We start from the raw sequence: 18,670 nt of genomic DNA, 5'->3' as shown, positions 1-18,670 counted from the left end.
CCGCCGGCGAGACCAATCGGTACTTCGGCACCGCCATCGCCGCGAACAAGCTGAGCGACGGCACGTACACGAACATCGCGAACCGCGAGTTCAACATGATCACGGCCGAGAACGAGATGAAGATGGACGCCACGGAGCCCAACCGTGGCCAGTTCAGCTACTCCAACGGCGACCGGATCGTGAACTGGGCCCGCCAGAACGGCAAGCAGGTCCGCGGTCACGCGCTCGCCTGGCACTCGCAGCAGCCCGGCTGGATGCAGAACCTGTCCGGCACCGACCTGCGCAACGCGATGCTCAACCACGTCACCCAGGTCGCGTCCTACTACAAGGGCAAGATCTACGCCTGGGACGTCGTCAACGAGGCCTACGCCGACGGGTCGTCCGGTGGTCGCCGCGACTCGAACCTGCAGCGCACCGGCAACGACTGGATCGAGGCCGCGTTCCGTGCCGCCCGCGCCGCCGACCCCGGCGCCAAGCTCTGCTACAACGACTACAACACCGACAACTGGTCGCACGCCAAGACGCAGGGCGTCTACAACATGGTCCGCGACTTCAAGTCCCGCGGTGTGCCGATCGACTGCGTCGGCTTCCAGGCGCACTTCAACTCGGGCAACCCGGTGCCGTCGAACTACGACGTGACCCTGCGCAACTTCGCCGCCCTCGGCGTCGACGTGCAGATCACCGAGCTCGACATCGAGGGTTCCGGCTCCTCGCAGGCGCAGCAGTACCAGGGCGTCGTGCAGGCCTGCCTCTCCGTCGCGCGCTGCACGGGCATCACCGTCTGGGGCGTGCGCGACTCCGACTCGTGGCGCGCCTCCGGCACACCGCTGCTCTTCGACGGGTCCGGCAACAAGAAGGCCGCGTACACCAGCGTCCTCAACCAGCTGAACGCGGGCGGGACGACCAACCCCAACCCCAACCCGACGACGCCCACGCCGACCGACCCGAACCCGACGCCGACGCCCACGAACCCGGGCGGCAGCACCCCGAGCTGCACGGCGACGTACTCCGAGGGCCAGAAGTGGAACGACCGCTTCAACGGCACGGTGACCATCCGCGCGAACACCAACATCAGCAGCTGGCAGTCGACCGTGACCGTCCGCTCGCCGCAGAAGATCATCGCGACCTGGAACGGCTCCCCGACGTGGGACTCGTCCGGCAACGTCATGACGATGCGTCCGAGCGGCAGCGGTGCGCTGTCGGCCGGCCAGACGACCTCGTTCGGCTTCACCGTCCAGCACGGTGGCAACTGGACGTGGCCGAGCATCACCTGCTCGGCGTCCTGACCCTCTGAGGTCTTCCCCCCGCGACGGGCGCGGCACCGCGAGGTGTCGCGCCCGTCCGTCGTCGTACCGGACCGCGCGCCGTCGGCGCCAGACGGAATCGGGCAGTCACCGAGGGTGGTCGGTGACGCCCCCGACTCGGCCGACCATGATCGCTCTACCGCGCACTGAGGCCGAGCTCTCGTGGACCACCTCCTGCGAGCCCGACCGTACGGGAGACGAGGACTGTCCGGCGCCACTCTCGGAAACCGGTGTGGCATTCGGGGTCGAGCGCTCCGGTCGATCCAGTACGTTCCTGCTACGCGACGTGGCAACCACAGGGGGTGGAGATGGCGCACCAACGACGCGCCCGAACGGACCTGAACGCTCTGTCTAGACGCACCGTCCTCGTCGGTGGAGCGGCGGCAGCCAGCATCGTCGCCTTGGGTGCGGCTCCCGCGTTGGCCGGCTCGGGCATGGCGTGGGGGGGTTACTCGAACGGCAAGATTCCCCTTGGTGCTCTCCGTGCGCTGTCATGGGCGAGCTCGCAGTATCTGCACCCGGGCGCTGCGGCCGACTTTGAACGGCTCAACGCCTCCTATAAGGCGCGATTCGGCCGGAACATCGCCGTTACAGACGCGTACCGCGACTACGCGGCGCAGGTCAGCGTGAAAGCCCGGAAGGGCAAGTTCGCTGCTACCCCAGGGACATCGAATCACGGGTGGGGAAAAGCCGTTGACCTGGGCGACACGATCAACAGCTTCACCAGCGAAAAGCACCTGTGGCTGAGAGCGAACTGTGATCAGTACGGCTGGACGCATCCGACGTGGGCCCATGACGGCAATCCGAACAACGGCCAGCAGGAGCCGTGGCACTTCGAATATATCGGCGACGGCGGTGGCATCAGTCCAGCACCCGACCCCGACCCCGACCCCGCTCTCCCTGATGTAGTACCGGAGGATGACATGGCAACGCTGATCTGGAACGGAACGTACGGCTTCGGGCTGCTCGACGGAGGACACCTGGCTCTGATCGGCGACCAGTCGACCGTCGACGCATGGAGCGGCGCTGGCGTGAAGCGCGTCACGGTGAGCAATGGAGACTTCATGCGCATGCTTCGTGCGTCGAACAACACGTTCATCATCTACAACAGCACTCGCGGATATGGCGTCTGGTCGGGTGGTCGGGGAGTTGGGCTCGGGAGCCAGGCCGCAGTCAACCAGTTCGCCGACTCCGGCTGCCCCCAGATCAACGTCGACGTCGCGGACTTCGATCGGTTCATGAGCTAGCCGTCGTCCGGGCGCCTCTCCGTCGGCTTGGCGGGCCGCTGGTCCGCCCGCTTCGCAGACAGATTGCGCGGCCGGAAGCATGCCCTGCTTCCGATGCGTGCCCCTTGACCCCGCGCTCGAGCGGTGCGGCAACCTAGCCGTGCGGACGTCGAGAAGCCCTACGGCCACGCATGGCGCGATCGAGGCGGTGGATGGCTGCAGGCAGGTGAGGCCGACGCGGAGCACCGTCGACGCTGCGCCACGGTCTGCTCAGGGATGCGACCGACTCTGCCCGTCGCCCGACACGGGAGCAAACCGCGGTGGCCGCCCAGATGAGTGAATGCGCCACCGCGCGGCTCTGGCGGCCGACATGACGCAGGCAATCGCGCGGTGGCGCCCTGGACCACGGAGGCGGGATGGCGCGCGACGAGGACCGCCAGGTCGTGTGGGCAGACGATTTCCGCGGGCTGGCGTGGTCGCCGCCCGACGTGCGGGTGTGGCGGCACGAGACGGGTGCGGGCGGGTGGGGGGACGAGCAGCTGCAGCGGTACACGGCGTCGACGCGGAACGCGCACCTGACCGGGGACGGCAGGCTCGCGATCACCGCACGGCGCGAGGCGGACGGTGACGTCACGTCGGCCCGCCTCACGACGCTGGGGCGGTTGACCGTGCGGCGGGGTCGCGTCGAGGCGCGGATCCGGCAGCCCTGGGGCGCGGGCACGTGGTCGGCGTTCTGGATGCTCGGCGACGACCTCGAGGACGTCGGGTGGCCGGCGTGCGGCGAGATCGACGTCATGGAGCATGTCGGTGCCGAGCCGCGCACGGTGCACGGGACGGTCCACGGCCCCGGCTATGCGGGCATCGGCGGGGGAGTGGGCGGGTCGCACGAGGCGTCCGCGCCGCTGGCCGACGGCTTCCACGTCTACGCGGTGACGTGGACCGACGACGCGGTCGTCTGGGACCTCGACGGCACGGAGTACCACCGCGTGACGCCCGACGACGTGCCAGGGCCGTGGCCGTTCCGGCACGGGTTCCACCTGCTGCTCAACCTGGCCGTCGGTGGCCGGTGGCCGGGCAACGACGCCTCGGGTGTGCCCCTGCCCGCGACGATGCTCGTGGACCACGTCCGCGTGCTCGACCTCGCGTCGGGCGGCGCCGAGGTGACCCTTCACCGCTGACGACGGCGGGTGGATCATGGGCTCACCACGACTCAGGAGGCGCAGCGTGTCCCACGACGAAGCCGCCCGGCGGCGGCCCGACCTGCAAGGCATCCTCCGGCTGATCTCGTTGGCCCTCGCGGTCACGGCGGTCGTCAAGGAGCTCCGCACCCCGGCCGACGAGCGCGAGTGGAACGGCAAGGTCGTCGGGTTCGTGCCGTACGAGTTCCGCATGCCGACGGTCGAGCGGTTCAAGGAGCGCGTCTGGGACCCGGACGCGGAGCACCTGATCGGTCCGAAGGTGTTCGGCGTGGGGTGGACGCTCAACATGGGACGCGCGTTCGCGCTGGTGAGGGGCAGACTCGGGTCCGACGACTGACGCGGTGCGCGTCGTCCGGCCTGCCTCGTCACACACCTGTTCCTCGCTCCACCTAATGTGATATCACATTAGGAGTCGCGCGCCGACGGCGCGCCGGACCCGAGGAGCTGAGCACCATGCCCGACCCGACCACGCCCCCGCAGGACTCCGTCGGCGGCGACCCCAGCGGCCGTCCCGTCGGCCACGCCGGGGCGCGTGTCGAGGTGGTGGAACGCCCCGCACCGTCCGGCGGCACGGCCGTCGCGCTGCTGGTCCTGCTCCTGTTCTTCGGGCTCATCGCGCTCGGCATCGTCCTGATCGCGCTCGCCGACGCCGACGACGCCCCCGGCCTGGGCGCCCTCGGCGTCCTGCTGCTGGTCGTGTCGCTGTTCGTCCCGTCGGGCGTCACCGTCATCAGCCCCGGGCAGACCAAGGTCGTCCAGCTCTTCGGCCGCTACCTCGGCACCATCCGCCGCACGGGCCTCGTCGCGACCGTGCCGCTGACCACCAAGAAGAAGGTCTCCGTCCGGGTCCGCAACTTCGAGACGAGCGAGCTCAAGGTCAACGACGCCGACGGCAACCCCGTCAACATCGCGTGCATCGTCGTCTGGCAGGTCACCGACACCGCGCGCGCGACGTTCGCGGTCGAGGACTACGAGGGCTTCGTCAAGGTCCAGTCGGAGTCGGCGCTGCGCCACGTCGCGATGTCGCACCCCTACGACGACGCCGACGCGGGCGAGCGGTCGCTGCGCGGCGCGACCGACCTCGTGTCGGGTGAGATCGCCTCCGAGGTCGCGGCGCGCGTCGTCATCGCCGGTGTCGAGGTCATCGAGGCGCGCATCTCCAACCTCGCGTACGCGCCGGAGATCGCCCAGGCGATGCTCCAGCGTCAGCAGGCCGGCGCGATCATCGCCGCCCGCGAGCGCATCGTCGAGGGCGCGGTGTCCATGGTCGAGGACGCGCTCGGTCGCCTCGAGCGCGACGGGATCGTGTCGCTCGACGACGAGCGCCGCGCCGCCATGGTGTCGAACCTGCTCGTCGTCCTGTGCGGCGAGAGCCGCGCGACGCCCGTCGTCAACGCGGGCTCGCTCTACTCGTGAGCCCTCGGTGACCCCCGGCGAGAGCAGCACCGAGCCTGCCGGCGCCACGCCCCCGCGGCGTGAGCGCCGGCAGGTGCTGCTCCGCCTGGACCCGGCGACGCACGACGCGCTCGCCCGGTGGGCCGCGGACGACCTGCGCAGCCTCAACGCCCAGGTCGACCTGATCCTGCGCCGCGCGCTCGCCGACGCGGGCCGCCTGCCGCGCGACGCGACAGCGGTCCGCCGCCCCGGCCGCCCCGCCCGCGACGACCCGGCGTAGACGTCGCCCGACCGTCGCGCCCCCGCGGCACGCGGCCGTGGGACCCGGGCGGACTTCCGACCGGACGCTGTCGCGGTGGCCGCGCGTGCTGGCAGGATCGGCGCGTGCCCGGCGCGACGGAGCGGCCAGGACCCTCGACGCGACGCCCCCGCGCGCTCGTCGAGCTCGTCGTCGTGCTCGGTGCGTTCACGGTGTTCACGTGGGTGCACGCGCACGTCGCGCGGGACGTCGCCGCCGCCACGGCGCACGCGCTCGCCCTGCAGGACGTCGAGCGGACGCTGGGGATCGACGTCGCGCTCGCGACGAACCGGTGGCTGGTCGCGCAGCCGACGTGGGTCGAGGTCGCCGCCGTCGACGTCTACCGGTCGTACTACCTCGTGCTGCTCGGCGTCCTGGTGTGGGTGTTCGTGCGCCACCCCGAGGTGTACCTGCAGGCGCGGCGGACCCTGCTGGCGATGATGCTGCTGGTGCTGCCCGTGTACTGGGCGGTCCCGATGTCGCCGCCGCGGTTCGCGCTCGCGGGAGTCGTCGACGTCGTGCGGCGGCACGACCCGCTCGGGGACCGCAGCGCACCGACGCCTGGCTCCTCGCACACGGCGATGCCGAGCATGCACGTCGGGTTCTCGGCGTGGTGCGCGTACGCGGTGTGGCTCGCGCTGCGGACCTCGCACCCGCGCGTCGCGTGGGCGGCGTGGCTGTTCCCGCTGGCGATGACGGGGGTCGTGCTGACGACGGGCAACCACTACGTGCTCGACGTCGTCGGGACCGCGGTGCTGCTCGCCGCGTCGATCGGCGCCGCGACGCTCTGGGGGCGAGCAGTCGAGCGGCGCCCGCGCCCGCGCGAGCGCGTGGACGCCCCCGGACACGACGACGGCGGGGACATCCCCGCCACTCTCAACGTATAGAGCACCGGGGGTCTTGCGGCAAGACCCCCCTCGCGGCGAAGAATCGCCGACCGTGACCTCCCAGACGACCAGCGCGTTCCACCTCCCCGACTCCCTCGCGGCGAAGGCCGACCCGGTCCTCGTCGCCGCCGACGAGCAGTTCTTCGCCGCGCTCGCGGCCACCCTGGACCACCAGCGCGCCGACGTGGCAGCCCGCCTGGACGAGGCTCGCCGCGCACCCGGCGGGCACGGGACGGCGGCTCTCGAGCGTGACCAGGAGATCCACCGCCTGTCGGGGCGGCTGCGCGTGCTCCAGCGGTTCGGCCTCGACCTGTGCCTGGGCCGCGTCGTCCCGGCCGACGGCGGCGAGCCGGTCTACGTCGGGAGGCTCGGCGTGACCGACGTCGAGGGCCGCCGGCTGCTGGTCGACTGGCGGTCGCCCGTCGCGGAGCCCTTCTTCGGGGCGACGCACGGCAACCCGATGGGTGTCGTCAGCCGGCGGCGGTACCGGTGGACGGCCGGGCGCGTCACGGACTTCTGGGACGAGGTGTTCACGGCCGACGGGCTCTCGGCGAACGCGGCGCTCGACGACCAGTCGGCGTTCGTCGCGAGCCTCGGCGCGGACCGGTCGGCGCGCATGCGGGACGTGCTCGGCACGATCGCGGCGGATCAGGACGCGATCGTGCGCGCGGGCTCGCAGGGGACGCTCGTCGTCGACGGCGGACCGGGGACGGGCAAGACCGTCGTCGCGCTGCACCGCACCGCGTACCTGCTCTACCACGACCCGCGGCTCGGGCACCGGCGCGGCGGCGTGCTGTTCGTCGGGCCGCACCAGCCGTACCTGGACTACGTGTCCGACGTGCTGCCGAGCCTGGGCGAGGAGGGCGTGCGGACGTGCACGCTGGCGGACCTGGTGCCCGAGGGGGCGACGGCTGTCGACGAGGGCGACCCGGAGGTCGCACGGCTCAAGGCGTCGGCCGCGATGGTGCGAGCGATCGAGCCGGCCGTCCGGTTCTCCGAGCGGCCGCCGACCGCGCCCATGACCGTCGAGACGCCGTGGGCCGACGTCCGGCTCAGCGCGACCGACTGGGCCGAGGCGTTCGACGCCCCCGAGCCCGGCACCCCGCACAACGAGGCGCGCGCGCAGGTGTGGGACGCGCTGCTCGAGATCCTCGTCGACAAGCACGACGACGACGTGCCCACCGACCAGCTGCGCCGCGCGCTGCTGCGCGACCGCGACCTGGCGCGCGCCGTCAACCGCGCGTGGCCGCTGCTCGACGCGCCCGACCTCGTCGCCGACCTGTGGTCCGTGCCCGCCTACCTGCGGCTGTGCGCACCCTGGCTCACGCCCGACGAGGTGCGGCTGCTCCAGCGTGACGACCCGCGCGCGTGGACGACGTCCGACCTGCCGCTGCTCGACGCCGCCCGCGCGCGGCTCGGCGACCCCGACGCGCCCGCGCGGCGACGCCGCCGGGAGGCCGAGCGGGCTGTCGAGCAGCAGCAGCGGCAGCGCGTCGTCGACGAGCTGATCGCCGCGGACGACAGCGAGCTGCTGCTCATGTCGATGCTCAAGGGTCAGGACCTGCGCGACGCGCTCGTCGACCCCGCCGGCGACGACGAGCCGTCCGACCCGCTCGCCGGGCCGTTCGCGCACGTCGTCGTCGACGAGGCGCAGGAGCTCACCGACGCGCAGTGGCAGATGCTGCTCGCGCGCTGCCCGTCGCGCAGCCTCACCGTCGTCGGCGACCGCGCGCAGGCCCGCCACGGCTTCGCGGAGTCGTGGCACGAGCGGCTGGCCCGCGTCGGCCTGGCCAGCGTCGAGACGGCGTCGCTCACGCTCAACTACCGCACGCCCGAGGAGGTCATGGTCGAGGCCGAGCCCGTGATCCGTGCCGCGCTGCCCGACGCCAACGTGCCGACGTCCGTGCGCCGGACCGGCGTGCCCGTGCAGCACGGCCGTCGGGCCGACCTCGCGAGCGTCATCGAGGAGTGGCTCGCGTCGCACGGCGGCGTCGCGTGCGTCGTCGGCGACCCGACCTTCCCCGAGGGCGACCGGGTGCGGTCGCTCGCACCCGTCCTCACGAAGGGCCTCGAGTTCGACCTCGTCGTCCTCGTCGAGCCCGAGTCGTTCGGCGACGGGATCGAGGGCGCGGTCGACCGCTACGTCGCGATGACCCGCGCCACCCAGCGCCTCGTCGTCCTCGCCGGCTGACCGCCGGACGGGCCGCTGTCGGCCGGTCGCGGGCGTGGCGCGCCCGATGACACCCGGCCGTCACCTCACGCTCACCGGACGGTGTCACCGCACGAAACATGCGTGCGCCACGATGCGCGCGTCAGGGTCGCCCGTCCGAGGGAAAGAGTGGTCCGCCCGTGCTCAAGAAGTCCCGTTCCGCCGCGTCCGCCACCTGCACGCTCACGTTCTCGCTGCCGACGGCGGCGCTCGACGGCCCGGTCAGCGTCGTCGGCTCGTTCAACGGCTGGACACCGGGGCTGCACCCGCTGAAGAAGCGGTCGAACGGCACGTCGAGCGCGTCCGTCAAGGTGCCGGTCGGCTCGACGGTGACGTTCCGGTACCTCGGCGAGCACGGTCGGTGGTTCGACGACGCGGACGTCGACCAGGTCACCTCCGATGGCGGCGTCGTCCTCACCTGACCGCCCGGGCGGCCGAGCCGCCTGCCTGCCCACGCGCGCGCGTCCGCCTGGTGCGGGACCGCGCTACCGATCCGGACGCAACGGGTGTTCCCGGGCACCCGGCCGCGTCGGTAGCGTGCGACCTGCGGGCCGGCGCCGGACCGCGGACGCCCGGACCGGGGAGCGGCCATGGACGAGACGGCAGGTCAGGTCGACGAGGCGCGCAGCCCCCGGCTGCCGCCGCGGTGGTTCGTCCGCACCGCCTGGGTCGTGCACCGCGCGATGTACAGGGTTACCGGCGGTCGGCGCGGGCTCTGGCGTCCGCGTCCCGACCGGTGGGGGACGCTCGTGCTGCGCACGACAGGCCGGCGGACGGGGCAGGAGCGCGAGGCCATCGTCGCGTACATGGAGGACGGGCCGAACCTGGTCACGCTCGCGATGAACGGCTGGGCCGCGCCGGAGCCGGCGTGGTGGCTCAACCTGCAGGCGCACCCCGAGGCGACGGTCGTCCTGAAGGACGGGTCGCGGGCGGTGCGGGCGCGGGCGGCCGCGGGTGCCGAGCGCGAGCGGCTGTGGTCGGAGTACCGCAAGCTCGGCAAGGACCTCGACGGCTTCGCGACGCGCCGCCCGACCGAGACCGCGGTGGTGGTGCTGGAGCCGCGCGGCTGAGCATCCCGGCGTCGGCGCCGTCGGTCGGTGCGCGCAGGCCGTCGCGGCCGTCAGCCGCAGTAGTCGCAGACGCCTGTGGCCGGGAGGGTCATCGAGCACGTCGGGCAGATCGGCGCGACCCGCTCGGGTGCCGCGCTGCTGGCCCGCGTCGTCGTGCGGGGCGTCGACGTGCGCGTCGTGGACCGGGGCGCGCGCGCCGGCCGGGCGGCGGCGACGGGGGTACGGGTCGCGACGGCGGGCTCGGTGACGTCGAACCCGCGCTTGCGCAGGACGGCGGTCGCGGCGTCGACGGCGACCTCGTCGGCGATCCCGAGGCGGCCCGTCGCGTACCGGTGGGCGACGCCGACGATCGCGCGCGGCTCGTAGACGCGCCCCTCGTGCAGCAGCGCGTAGCCGTCGTCGGGCGCGAACCCGTAGACGCCGAGGAAGTCGTCGCGACCGCGGGAGTCGTGCTCCCCGATCGCCTGGAGGATGTGCTGACGCGTCACGGCGGAGAACGTGGCCACGGTCCGAGCCTACGTCGCCCGGCGGGGTCCCCCGATCGCCGTAGCCGTCCCGGCCGGGGCGCGGGTGAAATCACGGGCGGACGATCCGGGACGGACCGGTCCCGACGCGCCGCTCCGTGCGCGTCGGGACGTCGGGTGCCCGCGGTCCGGATGTCCCGTCCTGTCGGAGTCGTCCTCCGGGGGCTTGACGGACGTGGGGCCGACATGGCGGAGTGCGGTCGGCGGGACCGCGTCGACGGCCGGGGTCCGCACCTGCGGCGATGTCCTCGCGGCAGCGCGCCGCCCACCCGCACACCGGGGCGTGACACGCGTGCGCAACGCTGTGACCAGCGACGACGCGCGCCACGGCCGTCTCCGGCACGACGTGTCGGGCGCCCGTCCAGAAGCGCGCGCCCTGGGCAACCGTCGCGCGGCTGTGGCGTGGCACACTCGGCCGACGCGGCGACGGGGCGATGGCCGCACCACCACCCCGACCGCCGTGACACGCGCACGTTGCCGCCTGCCACGGGTGGCGCGAAGGAGTCCGGGGATGGTCGACGTCGAGGTCGCCGCACAGCGTGACGAGCCGGTCACGCCGTCGGCCGAGCCTGCCCTCGACCAGGTCGCCACCGACGCGCCGGACGCCCCGCACGTCCCCCTCGCACGCGTCGTGCGGATCGAGTCCGACGACGGCAACGCGGTCGCCGCGGGCTACCTCATCTCGCCACGCCTCGTGCTCACCGCGCGCCGCGTGCTGGGCCGGAACCTGCCCGTCGCGCGCCTGCGCCCGCCGTCGGGCGGCGTGACACCCGAGTGGCTGAGCAAGCAGAACCTGCCGGTCCGGCTGCGCGTCCGCGCGCTCGGCGACGCGGGCGGCACGCGGCTGCGCTCGGCGGCGCTGATCTGGACGCACCCGCAGGCCGAGATCGCGCTGCTGCTGTGCACCGACGACGAGCCGCTCGTGCCGTCGTCGGACGGGTTCACGACCGCGTGGTCGGAGCCCGACGAGGCGACCGAGTGCCTCGTGGTCGGCTTCGCCGCAGGCCGCGCGGTGGCACCTGCCATACCTGCTGCTCCTGCTGCTCCTGCTGCTCCGGCTGCACCTGCCCGGCCGGACGCCGACGGCACCGACGGCACCGGCACCGCCGACGGCGGCTCGCTCGCGAGCGAGCTCGGCATCGTCGTGCGGCCCGGGGCTCGCGCCCGTGCGCGCGGCTGGTCGGTCGAGCTCGCGACCGCACCCCCCGGAGGCCCGCCGGGAGGCTCCTGGGCGGGGCACGCGGGCGGCGCGCTCGTGGCCGAGGACCTCCTGGTCGGGGTCCTGCTGAGCGACCCACGGCCCGACCAGCCCAACGCGCCCGCGCTCCAGGTCGTCCCGGCCCGCAAGTTCGCCGACCACGCCGACATCGCCGGCTGGGTCACCGCCGACGCCGGTCCGGGCCGCTGGACGCAGTCGACCGCGACACCCGGACAGCTGCGCCGCCGCCGTGAGCAGGACGCGCGCGCCGACGTCAGCTGGCCCGTCTGCGTCGGGCACCCGCCGGCGCACGCGCCGGACCACCCCGCGCGCACCGAGCTCCTGGCGGCGCTCACCGACGAGGACGGCGGGCTCGCCGTCGGCACGACGACCCTGCTCGCCGGCCCGCCCGGGTACGGCGCGACGGCCGCCGCGGGTGCGCACGCGCACGCCATGTGGGACGCGGGTGCGGTCGACCTGCTGGTCTGGGTCCCCGGGTCGACGCGCGACGGGATCCTCACGACGTTCGCCGCGGCGGACCGCGTCGTGCACCCGACGACGTCGAGCGGTGCCGACGAGTCCGCGGCCGCGGCGTTCCTGGCGTGGCTGGTGTCGACGCGGCGGCGGTGGCTCGTGGTGCTCGACGGCGTCCCCGACCCGAGCCTGCTGACCGACCTGTGGCCGCGCGGCACGACCGGTCAGGTCGTCCTGACGAGCGAGAGCAACAACGTGCTGCCGCGGTCGGGGGGACGGGCCGTGGCGGTCGACCGGCTGTCGAGCGACGAGGCGGGCGCACTCGTCGCGACGGTCGCGCCCGACGCGGCCGCGGAGCACGTCGAGCGCCTCGTCGACGACCTGGGCCGCGTGCCGCTCGCACTCACGCACGCCGTCGGCGACCTGCGCGTCGCGGGCGGCACGGTCGAGGACTACGTCGAGCGTCTCGCCGAGCGCCGCCGCGCGCTCCAGCTCCCCGACGACGGCGGCGCCGACGTCCCCGCGTCCGTGCTCGCCACGGGCACGCTCGCGGTCGACGACGCCGACGCGCTCGAGCCGTTCGGCGTCGCGCAGCTCGTCCTCGTGCTCGTGAGCGTCCTCGGCCCGACCTTCCCCGTCGAGCTGCTCGCGACGTCGTCGGCGGTCGCGGGTATCGACGACCTGGTCCGCCCGCGCACCTGGCGGCGGCGGTGGACGTCGTCGGCCGCGGCCGTGACCCCCGAGGAGCTGCACCAGGGCCTGCTGAACCTGTGCGCGGTCGGGCTCGCGTCGCTCGTCGACGGGTCGCCCGAGGACGCGACGCTCGCGCACGTGCACCCGCTCGTCCAGCAGGTCGCGCGCGACCACCTCGACGAGGGCACGGTCGACACCGTGCTGCGGGCGGTGGCCGACGCGCTGCTCGAGGCGTGGCCCGCGGACGACGGTCTCGGTCATGCCGCGCTGACCGCGCACGTGTTCCGCCGGTGCGCCGCGACGGTCGCCGGGCTCGACGTCCGTGGCGTCCTGTGGGAGCCCGACGGGCACCCGGTGCTGTGGGAGGCCGGCACGAGCCTGACGCGCGCGGGCCTGGCGCACGAGGCCGTCGCGTACTGGGAACGGCTGGTCGACACCGCGGCGCGTCTGCTGCCCGAGGACCACGTCGACGTGCTCACCGCGCGGAACAACCTGGCGCTCGCGCACCGCGAGGTCGGCCGGCTCGACCGGACCATCCCGCTGCTCGTCGCGACGCTCGAGGACGCCGAGCGCGTCCTGGGGCCTGTGCACCGCGCGACGCTCACGAGCCGCAACAACCTCGCGATGGCGTACCGCGACGCGGGCATGACCGAGCGTGCGCTCGAGATGCTGCAGCGCAACCTGTCGGCGTCGCGCCGCGCGCTCGGCGGCGAGCACCCGGACACGCTCGCGAGCCGCACCAACCTCGCGCTCGCGTACCGCGACGCGGGCCTGCTCGACGAGGCGCTCCCGCTGCTGGCCCGCGGGCTCGAGGACGCCGAGCGGATCCTGGGCCCCGACCACCCCGACACGATCGCCGCGCGCCGCGACCTGGGCCTCACGCACCGGCTCGCGCACCGCTCCGACCGGGCGTACCCGCTGCTGGAGCGGGTGCTCGCGGACCGCCAGCGCCTGCTCGGCCGCGACCACCCGGACACGCTGACGAGCCGCAACGACATGGCGCCGTTCCACCGCGACGCGCGCCGCCTGGACCGGACCCTCCCTCTGCTGGAGGCGACGCTGCGGGACGCCGAGCGCGCGCTCGGCCCGGACCACCCCGTGACGCTGACCAGCCGCGGCAACCTCGCGCTCGCGTACCGCGACGCCCGACGTCCCGACCTCGCGCTGCCGCTGCTCGAGCGCATGCTCGCCGACGCCGAGCGCACGCACGGCTACCAGCACGCCGACACCCTCACGAGCCGCAGCGTCCTCGCGCTGGCGTACCACGACGCCGGCCGGCTGGACCGGGCGATCCCGCTGCTGGAGAGCACGCTCGCGGACCGTGAGCGCGTCCTGGGCCCGGACCACCCCGAGGCGCTGACGAGCGCGAACAACCTGGGCCTCGCCTACCGGGACGCGGGCCGGCTGCGTGACGCGGTGCGCGTGCTCGAACGCGTCATGGCGGACCGGCAGCGCGTGCTCGGCGCCGAGCACCCGGAGACGCTCGCGACGCGCGGCGACCTGGCGCTCGTGCACCACGACGCGGGACGCACTGACCACGCGCTCTCGCTGCTCGAGGCGACGCTCGCCGACCGCGCGCGCGTCCTCGGCCCGTTGCACCCCGCGACGCTCACCAGCCGCAACAACCTCGCCGTCGCCTACCGCGAGGCCGGCCGCGCCGAGGAGGCCGTCCCCCTCCTGGAGAAGACGTTCCGGGACCGGCAGCGCATGCTCGGCCCGGACCACGTCGACACCGCCGCGAGCCGGTTGCTGCTCATCGAGGTGTACCGCGAGGAGGACCGCCTCGACGACATCGTCGAGCTGCTCGAGCGCGCGTGCGTCGACGACGAGCGGATCCTCGGCCCCGACGACGCGCAGACGATCGCGAGCCGCGCGGCCCTGGCGGAGGCGTACCGGGAGGCGGGTCGCGTCGAGGACGCGCAGGCCGTCGAGTCCGGCAGGCCGGTCGGGGTGTGGATGCCGGGCCGCAAGCGCGCGGTGCGGCGGATCCCGCGCCGCCAGACCGGCTGACCCGGTCGCCGTGCTCGGTCACCCGGCTCAGGCGCCGCTGCGGGCCAGGCGGTGCCGGTCGAGCCCGGCGAGGACGAGGTCGAGCGTGAACTCGAACTCGGCGCGGGTGTCGCACACCGACAGGGCGCCGTCGGTCTCGTGCACGACGGAGGCGGCCATGCGCGCGAGGTGCGGCAGGTCCTCGCCGACCGGGGTCTCGCCGGGGTCCGGTGCGAGGGTGTCGCCGTCGGGCTCGAACAGCTCGCGGGAGAAGCCGAGCAGCATGCTCCCGAGCGCGTGGATGGCGCGGTGCGCGAGGTCGTCGTCGAAGCCGGCCTCGGCGAGCGTCCCGACGAGCTGCTCGTAGACGGGCCACACGGACGGCGGTGACGTCGTCTGCGCCGCGACGATCCCCATCGGGATGGTGCTCGTCTCGCGCGTCGCCCCCCACCGCGTCGCGCGCTGGGGGACCGTCGTCGCGGCGTCCGTCATGACGGTCGTGCAGGTGGGCTCGCTGTTCGTCGGCGAGACCGCGCTGCACTACGCCTACTTCTCCGCGATCGAGATCACGACGACGGTGGTGCTCGGCTGGTACGCCGCAGCCCGCTGGCGCACGGACGACTGACGAGGGGCCTCAGGCCAGGACGTCGGCCACCGTGCGGGCCAGCAGGATCGTCACCGCGAGGGCCGGCGCCGGTGCCGCCATCGCCACGGTCGCGACGGACCGCCAGCGGGGACCCACCCCGCGGTGCGCCTGCAGCAGGCCCACGGGCAGCGCCACGAGCGCGGGGACGCACGACCAGGTCAGCAGGATCGCGCCCGCCAGGTCCCCCCACGACGTCGGGTGCAGCCACCCGTCCACGAGGTACGCGACCGCCCCGACCACGCCGACCGCGGCGACGGCCGCGAGCAGCAGCGCGGTCCAGCCGAGGACGCGCGCCCACGGGTAGGCGGCGCTCGGCGGGGCGACGACGACGGGCTCGGCCATGGGACTCCTCGCAGCGGCGGACGCCCGACGGGCGGGCGGGACCTCGAGCGCTCCGGAGGCTACCGTGCTCGCGACGCCCGGGTGCCCGGTTCGTGCGGGATGCTGGGGGCAGGACCGCGATCCTTCGAGGAGGACCCATGGACGTCGACGTCCGCCACCAGCCGACCCGGACCGTCGCCGTCGTGCGCCGCCACGTGCGCATGGACGAGCTCGCCGCGTTCTACGACACCGCGTACGGCGAGGTCGCGCGCACGGTCGGCGAGGCCGGTGCCCGCATCTCCGGGCCGGCGCTCGGCTGGTACCACGGCATGCCGACCGACACGGTCGACGTCGCCGCCGGGTTCCCGGTCGAGGGGCTCGAGAACGGTCCGCTCGCCGGTCGGGTCGAGGTCGTCGAGCTCGCCGGCGGGCCCGCGCTCGTCGGGCTGCACGTCGGGTCGTACGACGACCTCGGTGCCGCGTGGGCGGAGGTCGAGGCGGCGCGTGCCGAGCACGGCCGCCCGGGTCGCGGCGACTTCTGGGAGGAGTACGTGACCGACCCGTCGCCGAGCGGCGACCCGTCGCGCAACGAGACGCTCCTGGTGCTGCCGCTCGCCTGACCGACCGCGCGACGGTCGACGGGCGGGACCCGGCCGGCCCCGCCCGTCGTCGTCACGTCGTCGTGCTCAGGTCGTCCAGTCAGGACGTCCCGTCAGGTCGCCGGGACGTAGTCGAAGACGTCGGGGTCCGGACCGGTGCGCTCGTGGCGGTCGAGCGCGTCGATGTCGGCCATGTCGGTCGCCGACAGCTCGAAGTCGAACAGCGCGAAGTTCTCCTCCATGCGGCTGCGCGTCACCGACTTCGGGAAGACCACGTCACCGCGCTGCACGTGCCACCGCAGCGTCACCTGCGCGGGGGTGCGGCCCACCGACTCCGCGATCCGCAGCAGCACCGGGTCGTCGAGGACCTTGCCCTGCGCGATCGGCGACCACGCCTCGGTCACGATCCCGAGCTCCTGCCCTGCGGCGCGCGCCTCGTCGTTGCGCAGGTAGGGGTGGACCTCGATCTGGTTGACCGCGGGCGTCACCGTCGTCTCGTCGCGCAGCCGGTGCAGGTGAGCGGGCTGGAAGTTCGACACCCCGATCGCGCGGGCGCCGCCGTCGGCGTAGACCTGCTCGAGCGTGCGCCAGCGCGCGACGTAGTCCGCGACCGTCGGCAGCGGCCAGTGGATGAGGAGCAGGTCGACGTGGTCGGTGCCGAGCGCGTCGAGCGAGCGCTTGACCGCGTCGAGCGCGGCGTCGTGCTCGAGGAAGCCGTTGTTGAGCTTCGTCGTGACGAACACGTCGTCGCGCGACAGGCCGGACTCCGCGAGCGCCGCGCCGACGCCCGCCTCGTTGCCGTACATCTGCGCGGTGTCGATGTGCCGGTAGCCGACCTCGAACGCCTCGAGCACGACGCCCTTGGTGTCCTGCGGCGGGACCTGGAAGACGCCGAAGCCGAGCTGCGGGATCTCGACGCCGTTGTTCAGCGTGAGGGTGGGCACGGTCATGGGTGCTGCACCTGTCGTGGGTGGGGGCCTGCGTCCATCACAACCCGTCGGGCCGCGCCGCGCACCCCGGCGCCGCGCCGTCGCGCCCGACCTGCGGCGCCCGGTCCGCACGGCGCTCGGCGCGCGCGGTGTCGGAGGGTGCTGACAGGCTCGAGCCCGGTCGCGTGCCGCGGCCGACGGTGGCCCGCGGGCCGATCACGGAGGGAGCACGACGTGGCCGAGGTGGTGCTGTTCCATCACGCGCAGGGGCTGACGCCGGGCGTGCAGACGCTCGCGGAGACGCTGCGCGCGGCCGGGCACACGGTGCACGTGCCCGACCTGTACGACGGGCGGACCTTCGACGACCTGGAGTCCGGCATCGGGTACGCCGAGCAGACGGGCTTCCAGACGGTCGTCGACCGGGGCGTCGCAGCGGTGCGTGGGCTGCCCGACCGGCTCGTCGTCCTCGGGATCTCGCTGGGCGTCATGTCGGCGCAGACCGTCGCGCAGAGCCGCCCGGGGGTGGCCGGTGCGGTGCTCGTCGGGTCGTGCGTGCCGCCCGAGGCGCTCGGGTCCGCGTGGCCGGACCGCGTCGCGGTGCAGGTGCACGGCATGGACGCCGACCCGGTCTTCGTGGGCGAGGGCGACGTCGAGGCGGCGCGCGAGCTCGTCGACGCGGTCCCCGACGGCGAGCTGTTCCTGTACCCGGGCGACCAGCACCTGTTCGTCGACGCGAGCCTGCCCGCCTACGACGAGGACGCCGCCGCGCTGCTCCGCGAGCGTGTGCTGGCGTTCCTCGAGCGCGTGGGCTGACCGCGACGCGTGCACCGCTGGGCCGACCGCGGAGTGCCGCTCGCGGGCGGCGGGCGACGCGCTGCTCCGGACGGGTGACGTGCGGCCTCGCGGCGGGTGACCGTCGTCGTCGCAGGTCATCCCACCGGGCGCGCGTGCCGATGACGTCCGAGCCTGGTGCGGCGACCGTCCGCACGGGTGAGGGGGCGCGACGTGCTGGCAGCGGTGGACTGCTCCGCCTACGGGGCGTGCACGCCGTCGCCCGCCTACGCGGCGGGATACGCGACGGCCTACCTCGTCGTCTACGGGCTCGTCACCGTCGTGTCGGTGTGGGTGGCCGTACGGGTCGCGCGCAAGGCGGGGTACAGCCCGTGGCTCGGCATCCTCGGCGTGCTCCCGCTCGTCAGCCTCGTCGCGATCCTCGTGTTCGCGTTCAAGGAGTGGCCCGTCGAGGCCGAGCTGCGCGACCTGCGCGGGCGGCTCGCGATGGCCCAGGCGACCGCCGCCGCCGGCCGAGCGGGCACGCCGGGCGTGAGCCGCTTCGGCACCCCGCCGCCGCCGTCCGGGACCGGGTTCGGGGGTGGTCAGCCGGTGACCGTGGGCGCGGCTCCCGGGTACGGCGCCCCGGCGTACGGTGCGGCGCCCGGCTACGCGCCGCCGCCGCCGGTCGACCCGACCTCCGTGTACGGCGGTCAGCCGGGGTACGCGACGCAGCCGTCGTTCACGGCTCCGCCCGCCGCGCCCAGCCGGTTCGGCACGCCCCCGCCTCCCGAGGCGCCGAGCAGGTTCGGCACGCCCTCGCCGCCGCAGGCCCCCGGACGGTTCGGCACGCCGCCGCCCCCGGGTGCCGCGCAGCAGCCGCACCCGTGGCAGCCGCCGCAGCAGCAGCCCCCGGAGCAGCCCCAGCGGTGGTGACC

At 74.2% G+C, this 18,670-nt stretch carries 19 protein-coding genes; 15 read left to right on the top strand and 4 right to left on the bottom strand.

Features of this window, described 5'->3' with window-relative positions; translation table 11 throughout:
- From KOV94_RS07220 to KOV94_RS07175, 10 genes are all read left to right on the top strand, one after another.
- Window positions 1-1,286 (top strand): glycoside hydrolase family 10 protein (locus tag KOV94_RS07220; RefSeq protein WP_218051623.1); only part of this gene is annotated, 1,286 nt, incomplete at its 5' end.
- Window positions 1,287-1,612: 326 nt separating this feature from the next.
- Window positions 1,613-2,551, top strand: a complete 939-nt coding sequence (locus KOV94_RS07215) for a M15 family metallopeptidase (RefSeq protein ID WP_200829678.1) — start codon at window positions 1,613-1,615, stop codon at window positions 2,549-2,551.
- Window positions 2,552-2,946: 395 nt separating this feature from the next.
- A complete protein-coding gene (locus KOV94_RS07210) occupies window positions 2,947-3,708 on the top strand; it encodes a glycoside hydrolase family 16 protein (protein WP_218051622.1) in 762 nt (253 codons plus the stop codon).
- A 46-nt stretch (window positions 3,709-3,754) separates the two neighbouring features.
- Window positions 3,755-4,066, top strand: a complete 312-nt coding sequence (locus KOV94_RS07205) for a DUF5808 domain-containing protein (RefSeq protein WP_124342541.1) — start codon at window positions 3,755-3,757, stop codon at window positions 4,064-4,066.
- Between the two features lie 116 nt (window positions 4,067-4,182).
- Entirely contained in the window at window positions 4,183-5,145 is a 963-nt protein-coding gene (locus KOV94_RS07200; RefSeq protein WP_218051621.1) for an SPFH domain-containing protein, read from the top strand.
- 7 nt (window positions 5,146-5,152) lie between these two features.
- On the top strand, window positions 5,153-5,404 hold the full coding sequence (locus KOV94_RS07195; protein WP_218051620.1) for a type II toxin-antitoxin system antitoxin: 252 nt from the start codon (window positions 5,153-5,155) through the stop codon (window positions 5,402-5,404).
- A 104-nt stretch (window positions 5,405-5,508) separates the two neighbouring features.
- Window positions 5,509-6,309 carry a phosphatase PAP2 family protein gene (locus KOV94_RS07190; protein ID WP_218051619.1) on the top strand — a complete coding sequence of 267 codons (801 nt, stop codon included), beginning with the start codon at window positions 5,509-5,511 and terminating at the stop codon, window positions 6,307-6,309.
- 52 nt (window positions 6,310-6,361) lie between these two features.
- Complete coding sequence (helR, locus tag KOV94_RS07185; RefSeq protein ID WP_124341466.1) at window positions 6,362-8,500, top strand: RNA polymerase recycling motor ATPase HelR; 2,139 nt, start codon at window positions 6,362-6,364, stop codon at window positions 8,498-8,500.
- A 158-nt stretch (window positions 8,501-8,658) separates the two neighbouring features.
- Window positions 8,659-8,940 carry an isoamylase early set domain-containing protein gene (locus tag KOV94_RS07180; RefSeq protein ID WP_218051618.1) on the top strand — a complete coding sequence of 94 codons (282 nt, stop codon included), beginning with the start codon at window positions 8,659-8,661 and terminating at the stop codon, window positions 8,938-8,940.
- A gap of 168 nt (window positions 8,941-9,108) precedes the next feature.
- Window positions 9,109-9,588: a nitroreductase/quinone reductase family protein gene (locus tag KOV94_RS07175; RefSeq protein ID WP_218051617.1), complete on the top strand. Its 480-nt coding sequence runs from the start codon at window positions 9,109-9,111 to the stop codon at window positions 9,586-9,588.
- Between the two features lie 50 nt (window positions 9,589-9,638).
- On the opposite strand, the gene KOV94_RS07170 is transcribed toward KOV94_RS07175, so the two are convergent.
- On the bottom strand, window positions 9,639-10,094 hold the full coding sequence (locus KOV94_RS07170) for a ScoMcrA-related endonuclease (protein ID WP_124341463.1): 456 nt from the start codon (window positions 10,092-10,094) through the stop codon (window positions 9,639-9,641).
- A 529-nt stretch (window positions 10,095-10,623) separates the two neighbouring features.
- Here KOV94_RS07170 and KOV94_RS07165 point away from each other — a divergent pair.
- Window positions 10,624-14,487: a tetratricopeptide repeat protein gene (locus KOV94_RS07165; RefSeq protein WP_218051616.1), complete on the top strand. Its 3,864-nt coding sequence runs from the start codon at window positions 10,624-10,626 to the stop codon at window positions 14,485-14,487.
- A 27-nt stretch (window positions 14,488-14,514) separates the two neighbouring features.
- Here the strand turns inward: KOV94_RS07165 and KOV94_RS07160 are convergent, their stop codons facing one another.
- Window positions 14,515-14,883, bottom strand: coding sequence for a TetR/AcrR family transcriptional regulator C-terminal domain-containing protein (locus tag KOV94_RS07160; RefSeq protein WP_218051615.1), 369 nt, complete (start codon window positions 14,881-14,883; stop codon window positions 14,515-14,517).
- A gap of 4 nt (window positions 14,884-14,887) precedes the next feature.
- On the opposite strand from KOV94_RS07160, the gene KOV94_RS07155 reads away from it, so the two are divergent.
- Window positions 14,888-15,091 carry a DUF6326 family protein gene (locus tag KOV94_RS07155; RefSeq protein WP_160142806.1) on the top strand — a complete coding sequence of 68 codons (204 nt, stop codon included), beginning with the start codon at window positions 14,888-14,890 and terminating at the stop codon, window positions 15,089-15,091.
- Between the two features lie 9 nt (window positions 15,092-15,100).
- Here KOV94_RS07155 and KOV94_RS07150 read toward each other — a convergent pair whose 3' ends face one another.
- A complete protein-coding gene (locus KOV94_RS07150) occupies window positions 15,101-15,454 on the bottom strand; it encodes a hypothetical protein (RefSeq protein WP_124341460.1) in 354 nt (117 codons plus the stop codon).
- 137 nt (window positions 15,455-15,591) lie between these two features.
- On the opposite strand from KOV94_RS07150, the gene KOV94_RS07145 reads away from it, so the two are divergent.
- Window positions 15,592-16,053 carry a GyrI-like domain-containing protein gene (locus tag KOV94_RS07145; protein WP_124341459.1) on the top strand — a complete coding sequence of 154 codons (462 nt, stop codon included), beginning with the start codon at window positions 15,592-15,594 and terminating at the stop codon, window positions 16,051-16,053.
- A 92-nt stretch (window positions 16,054-16,145) separates the two neighbouring features.
- Here KOV94_RS07145 and KOV94_RS07140 read toward each other — a convergent pair whose 3' ends face one another.
- Window positions 16,146-16,982, bottom strand: coding sequence for an aldo/keto reductase (locus tag KOV94_RS07140; RefSeq protein ID WP_162353622.1), 837 nt, complete (start codon window positions 16,980-16,982; stop codon window positions 16,146-16,148).
- Between the two features lie 213 nt (window positions 16,983-17,195).
- On the opposite strand from KOV94_RS07140, the gene KOV94_RS07135 reads away from it, so the two are divergent.
- Both KOV94_RS07135 and KOV94_RS07130 read left to right on the top strand, forming a co-directional pair.
- The gene (locus KOV94_RS07135; RefSeq protein ID WP_218051614.1) at window positions 17,196-17,774 is read left to right on the top strand and encodes a dienelactone hydrolase family protein; all 579 of its coding nucleotides are present in this window, start codon (window positions 17,196-17,198) and stop codon (window positions 17,772-17,774) included.
- Between the two features lie 192 nt (window positions 17,775-17,966).
- Window positions 17,967-18,668 (top strand): hypothetical protein, encoded by a 702-nt coding sequence (locus KOV94_RS07130; RefSeq protein ID WP_124344434.1) that lies wholly within the window; start codon window positions 17,967-17,969, stop codon window positions 18,666-18,668.
- The last annotated feature ends 2 nt before the right edge of the window (window positions 18,669-18,670 follow it).

Origin of the sequence: Cellulomonas algicola, assembly GCF_019024305.1 — a bacterium.
Lineage (GTDB): Bacteria > Actinomycetota > Actinomycetes > Actinomycetales > Cellulomonadaceae > Cellulomonas > Cellulomonas algicola.
The sequence above is the reverse complement of the archived record's forward strand: the minus strand, read 5'-3'. Positions and strand labels throughout refer to the sequence as shown.

Coding starts and splice junctions, on each gene's coding strand:
- KOV94_RS07215 (WP_200829678.1), top strand. CDS start 1,613: ATGGCGCACCAACGACGCGCCCGAACGGACCTGAACGCTCTGTCTAGA.
- KOV94_RS07210 (WP_218051622.1), top strand. CDS start 2,947: ATGGCGCGCGACGAGGACCGCCAGGTCGTGTGGGCAGACGATTTCCGC.
- KOV94_RS07200 (WP_218051621.1), top strand. CDS start 4,183: ATGCCCGACCCGACCACGCCCCCGCAGGACTCCGTCGGCGGCGACCCC.
- KOV94_RS07175 (WP_218051617.1), top strand. CDS start 9,109: ATGGACGAGACGGCAGGTCAGGTCGACGAGGCGCGCAGCCCCCGGCTG.
- KOV94_RS07165 (WP_218051616.1), top strand. CDS start 10,624: ATGGTCGACGTCGAGGTCGCCGCACAGCGTGACGAGCCGGTCACGCCG.
- KOV94_RS07160 (WP_218051615.1), bottom strand. CDS start 14,883: ATGGGGATCGTCGCGGCGCAGACGACGTCACCGCCGTCCGTGTGGCCC.
- KOV94_RS07155 (WP_160142806.1), top strand. CDS start 14,888: ATGGTGCTCGTCTCGCGCGTCGCCCCCCACCGCGTCGCGCGCTGGGGG.
- KOV94_RS07150 (WP_124341460.1), bottom strand. CDS start 15,454: ATGGCCGAGCCCGTCGTCGTCGCCCCGCCGAGCGCCGCCTACCCGTGG.
- KOV94_RS07145 (WP_124341459.1), top strand. CDS start 15,592: ATGGACGTCGACGTCCGCCACCAGCCGACCCGGACCGTCGCCGTCGTG.
- KOV94_RS07140 (WP_162353622.1), bottom strand. CDS start 16,982: ATGACCGTGCCCACCCTCACGCTGAACAACGGCGTCGAGATCCCGCAG.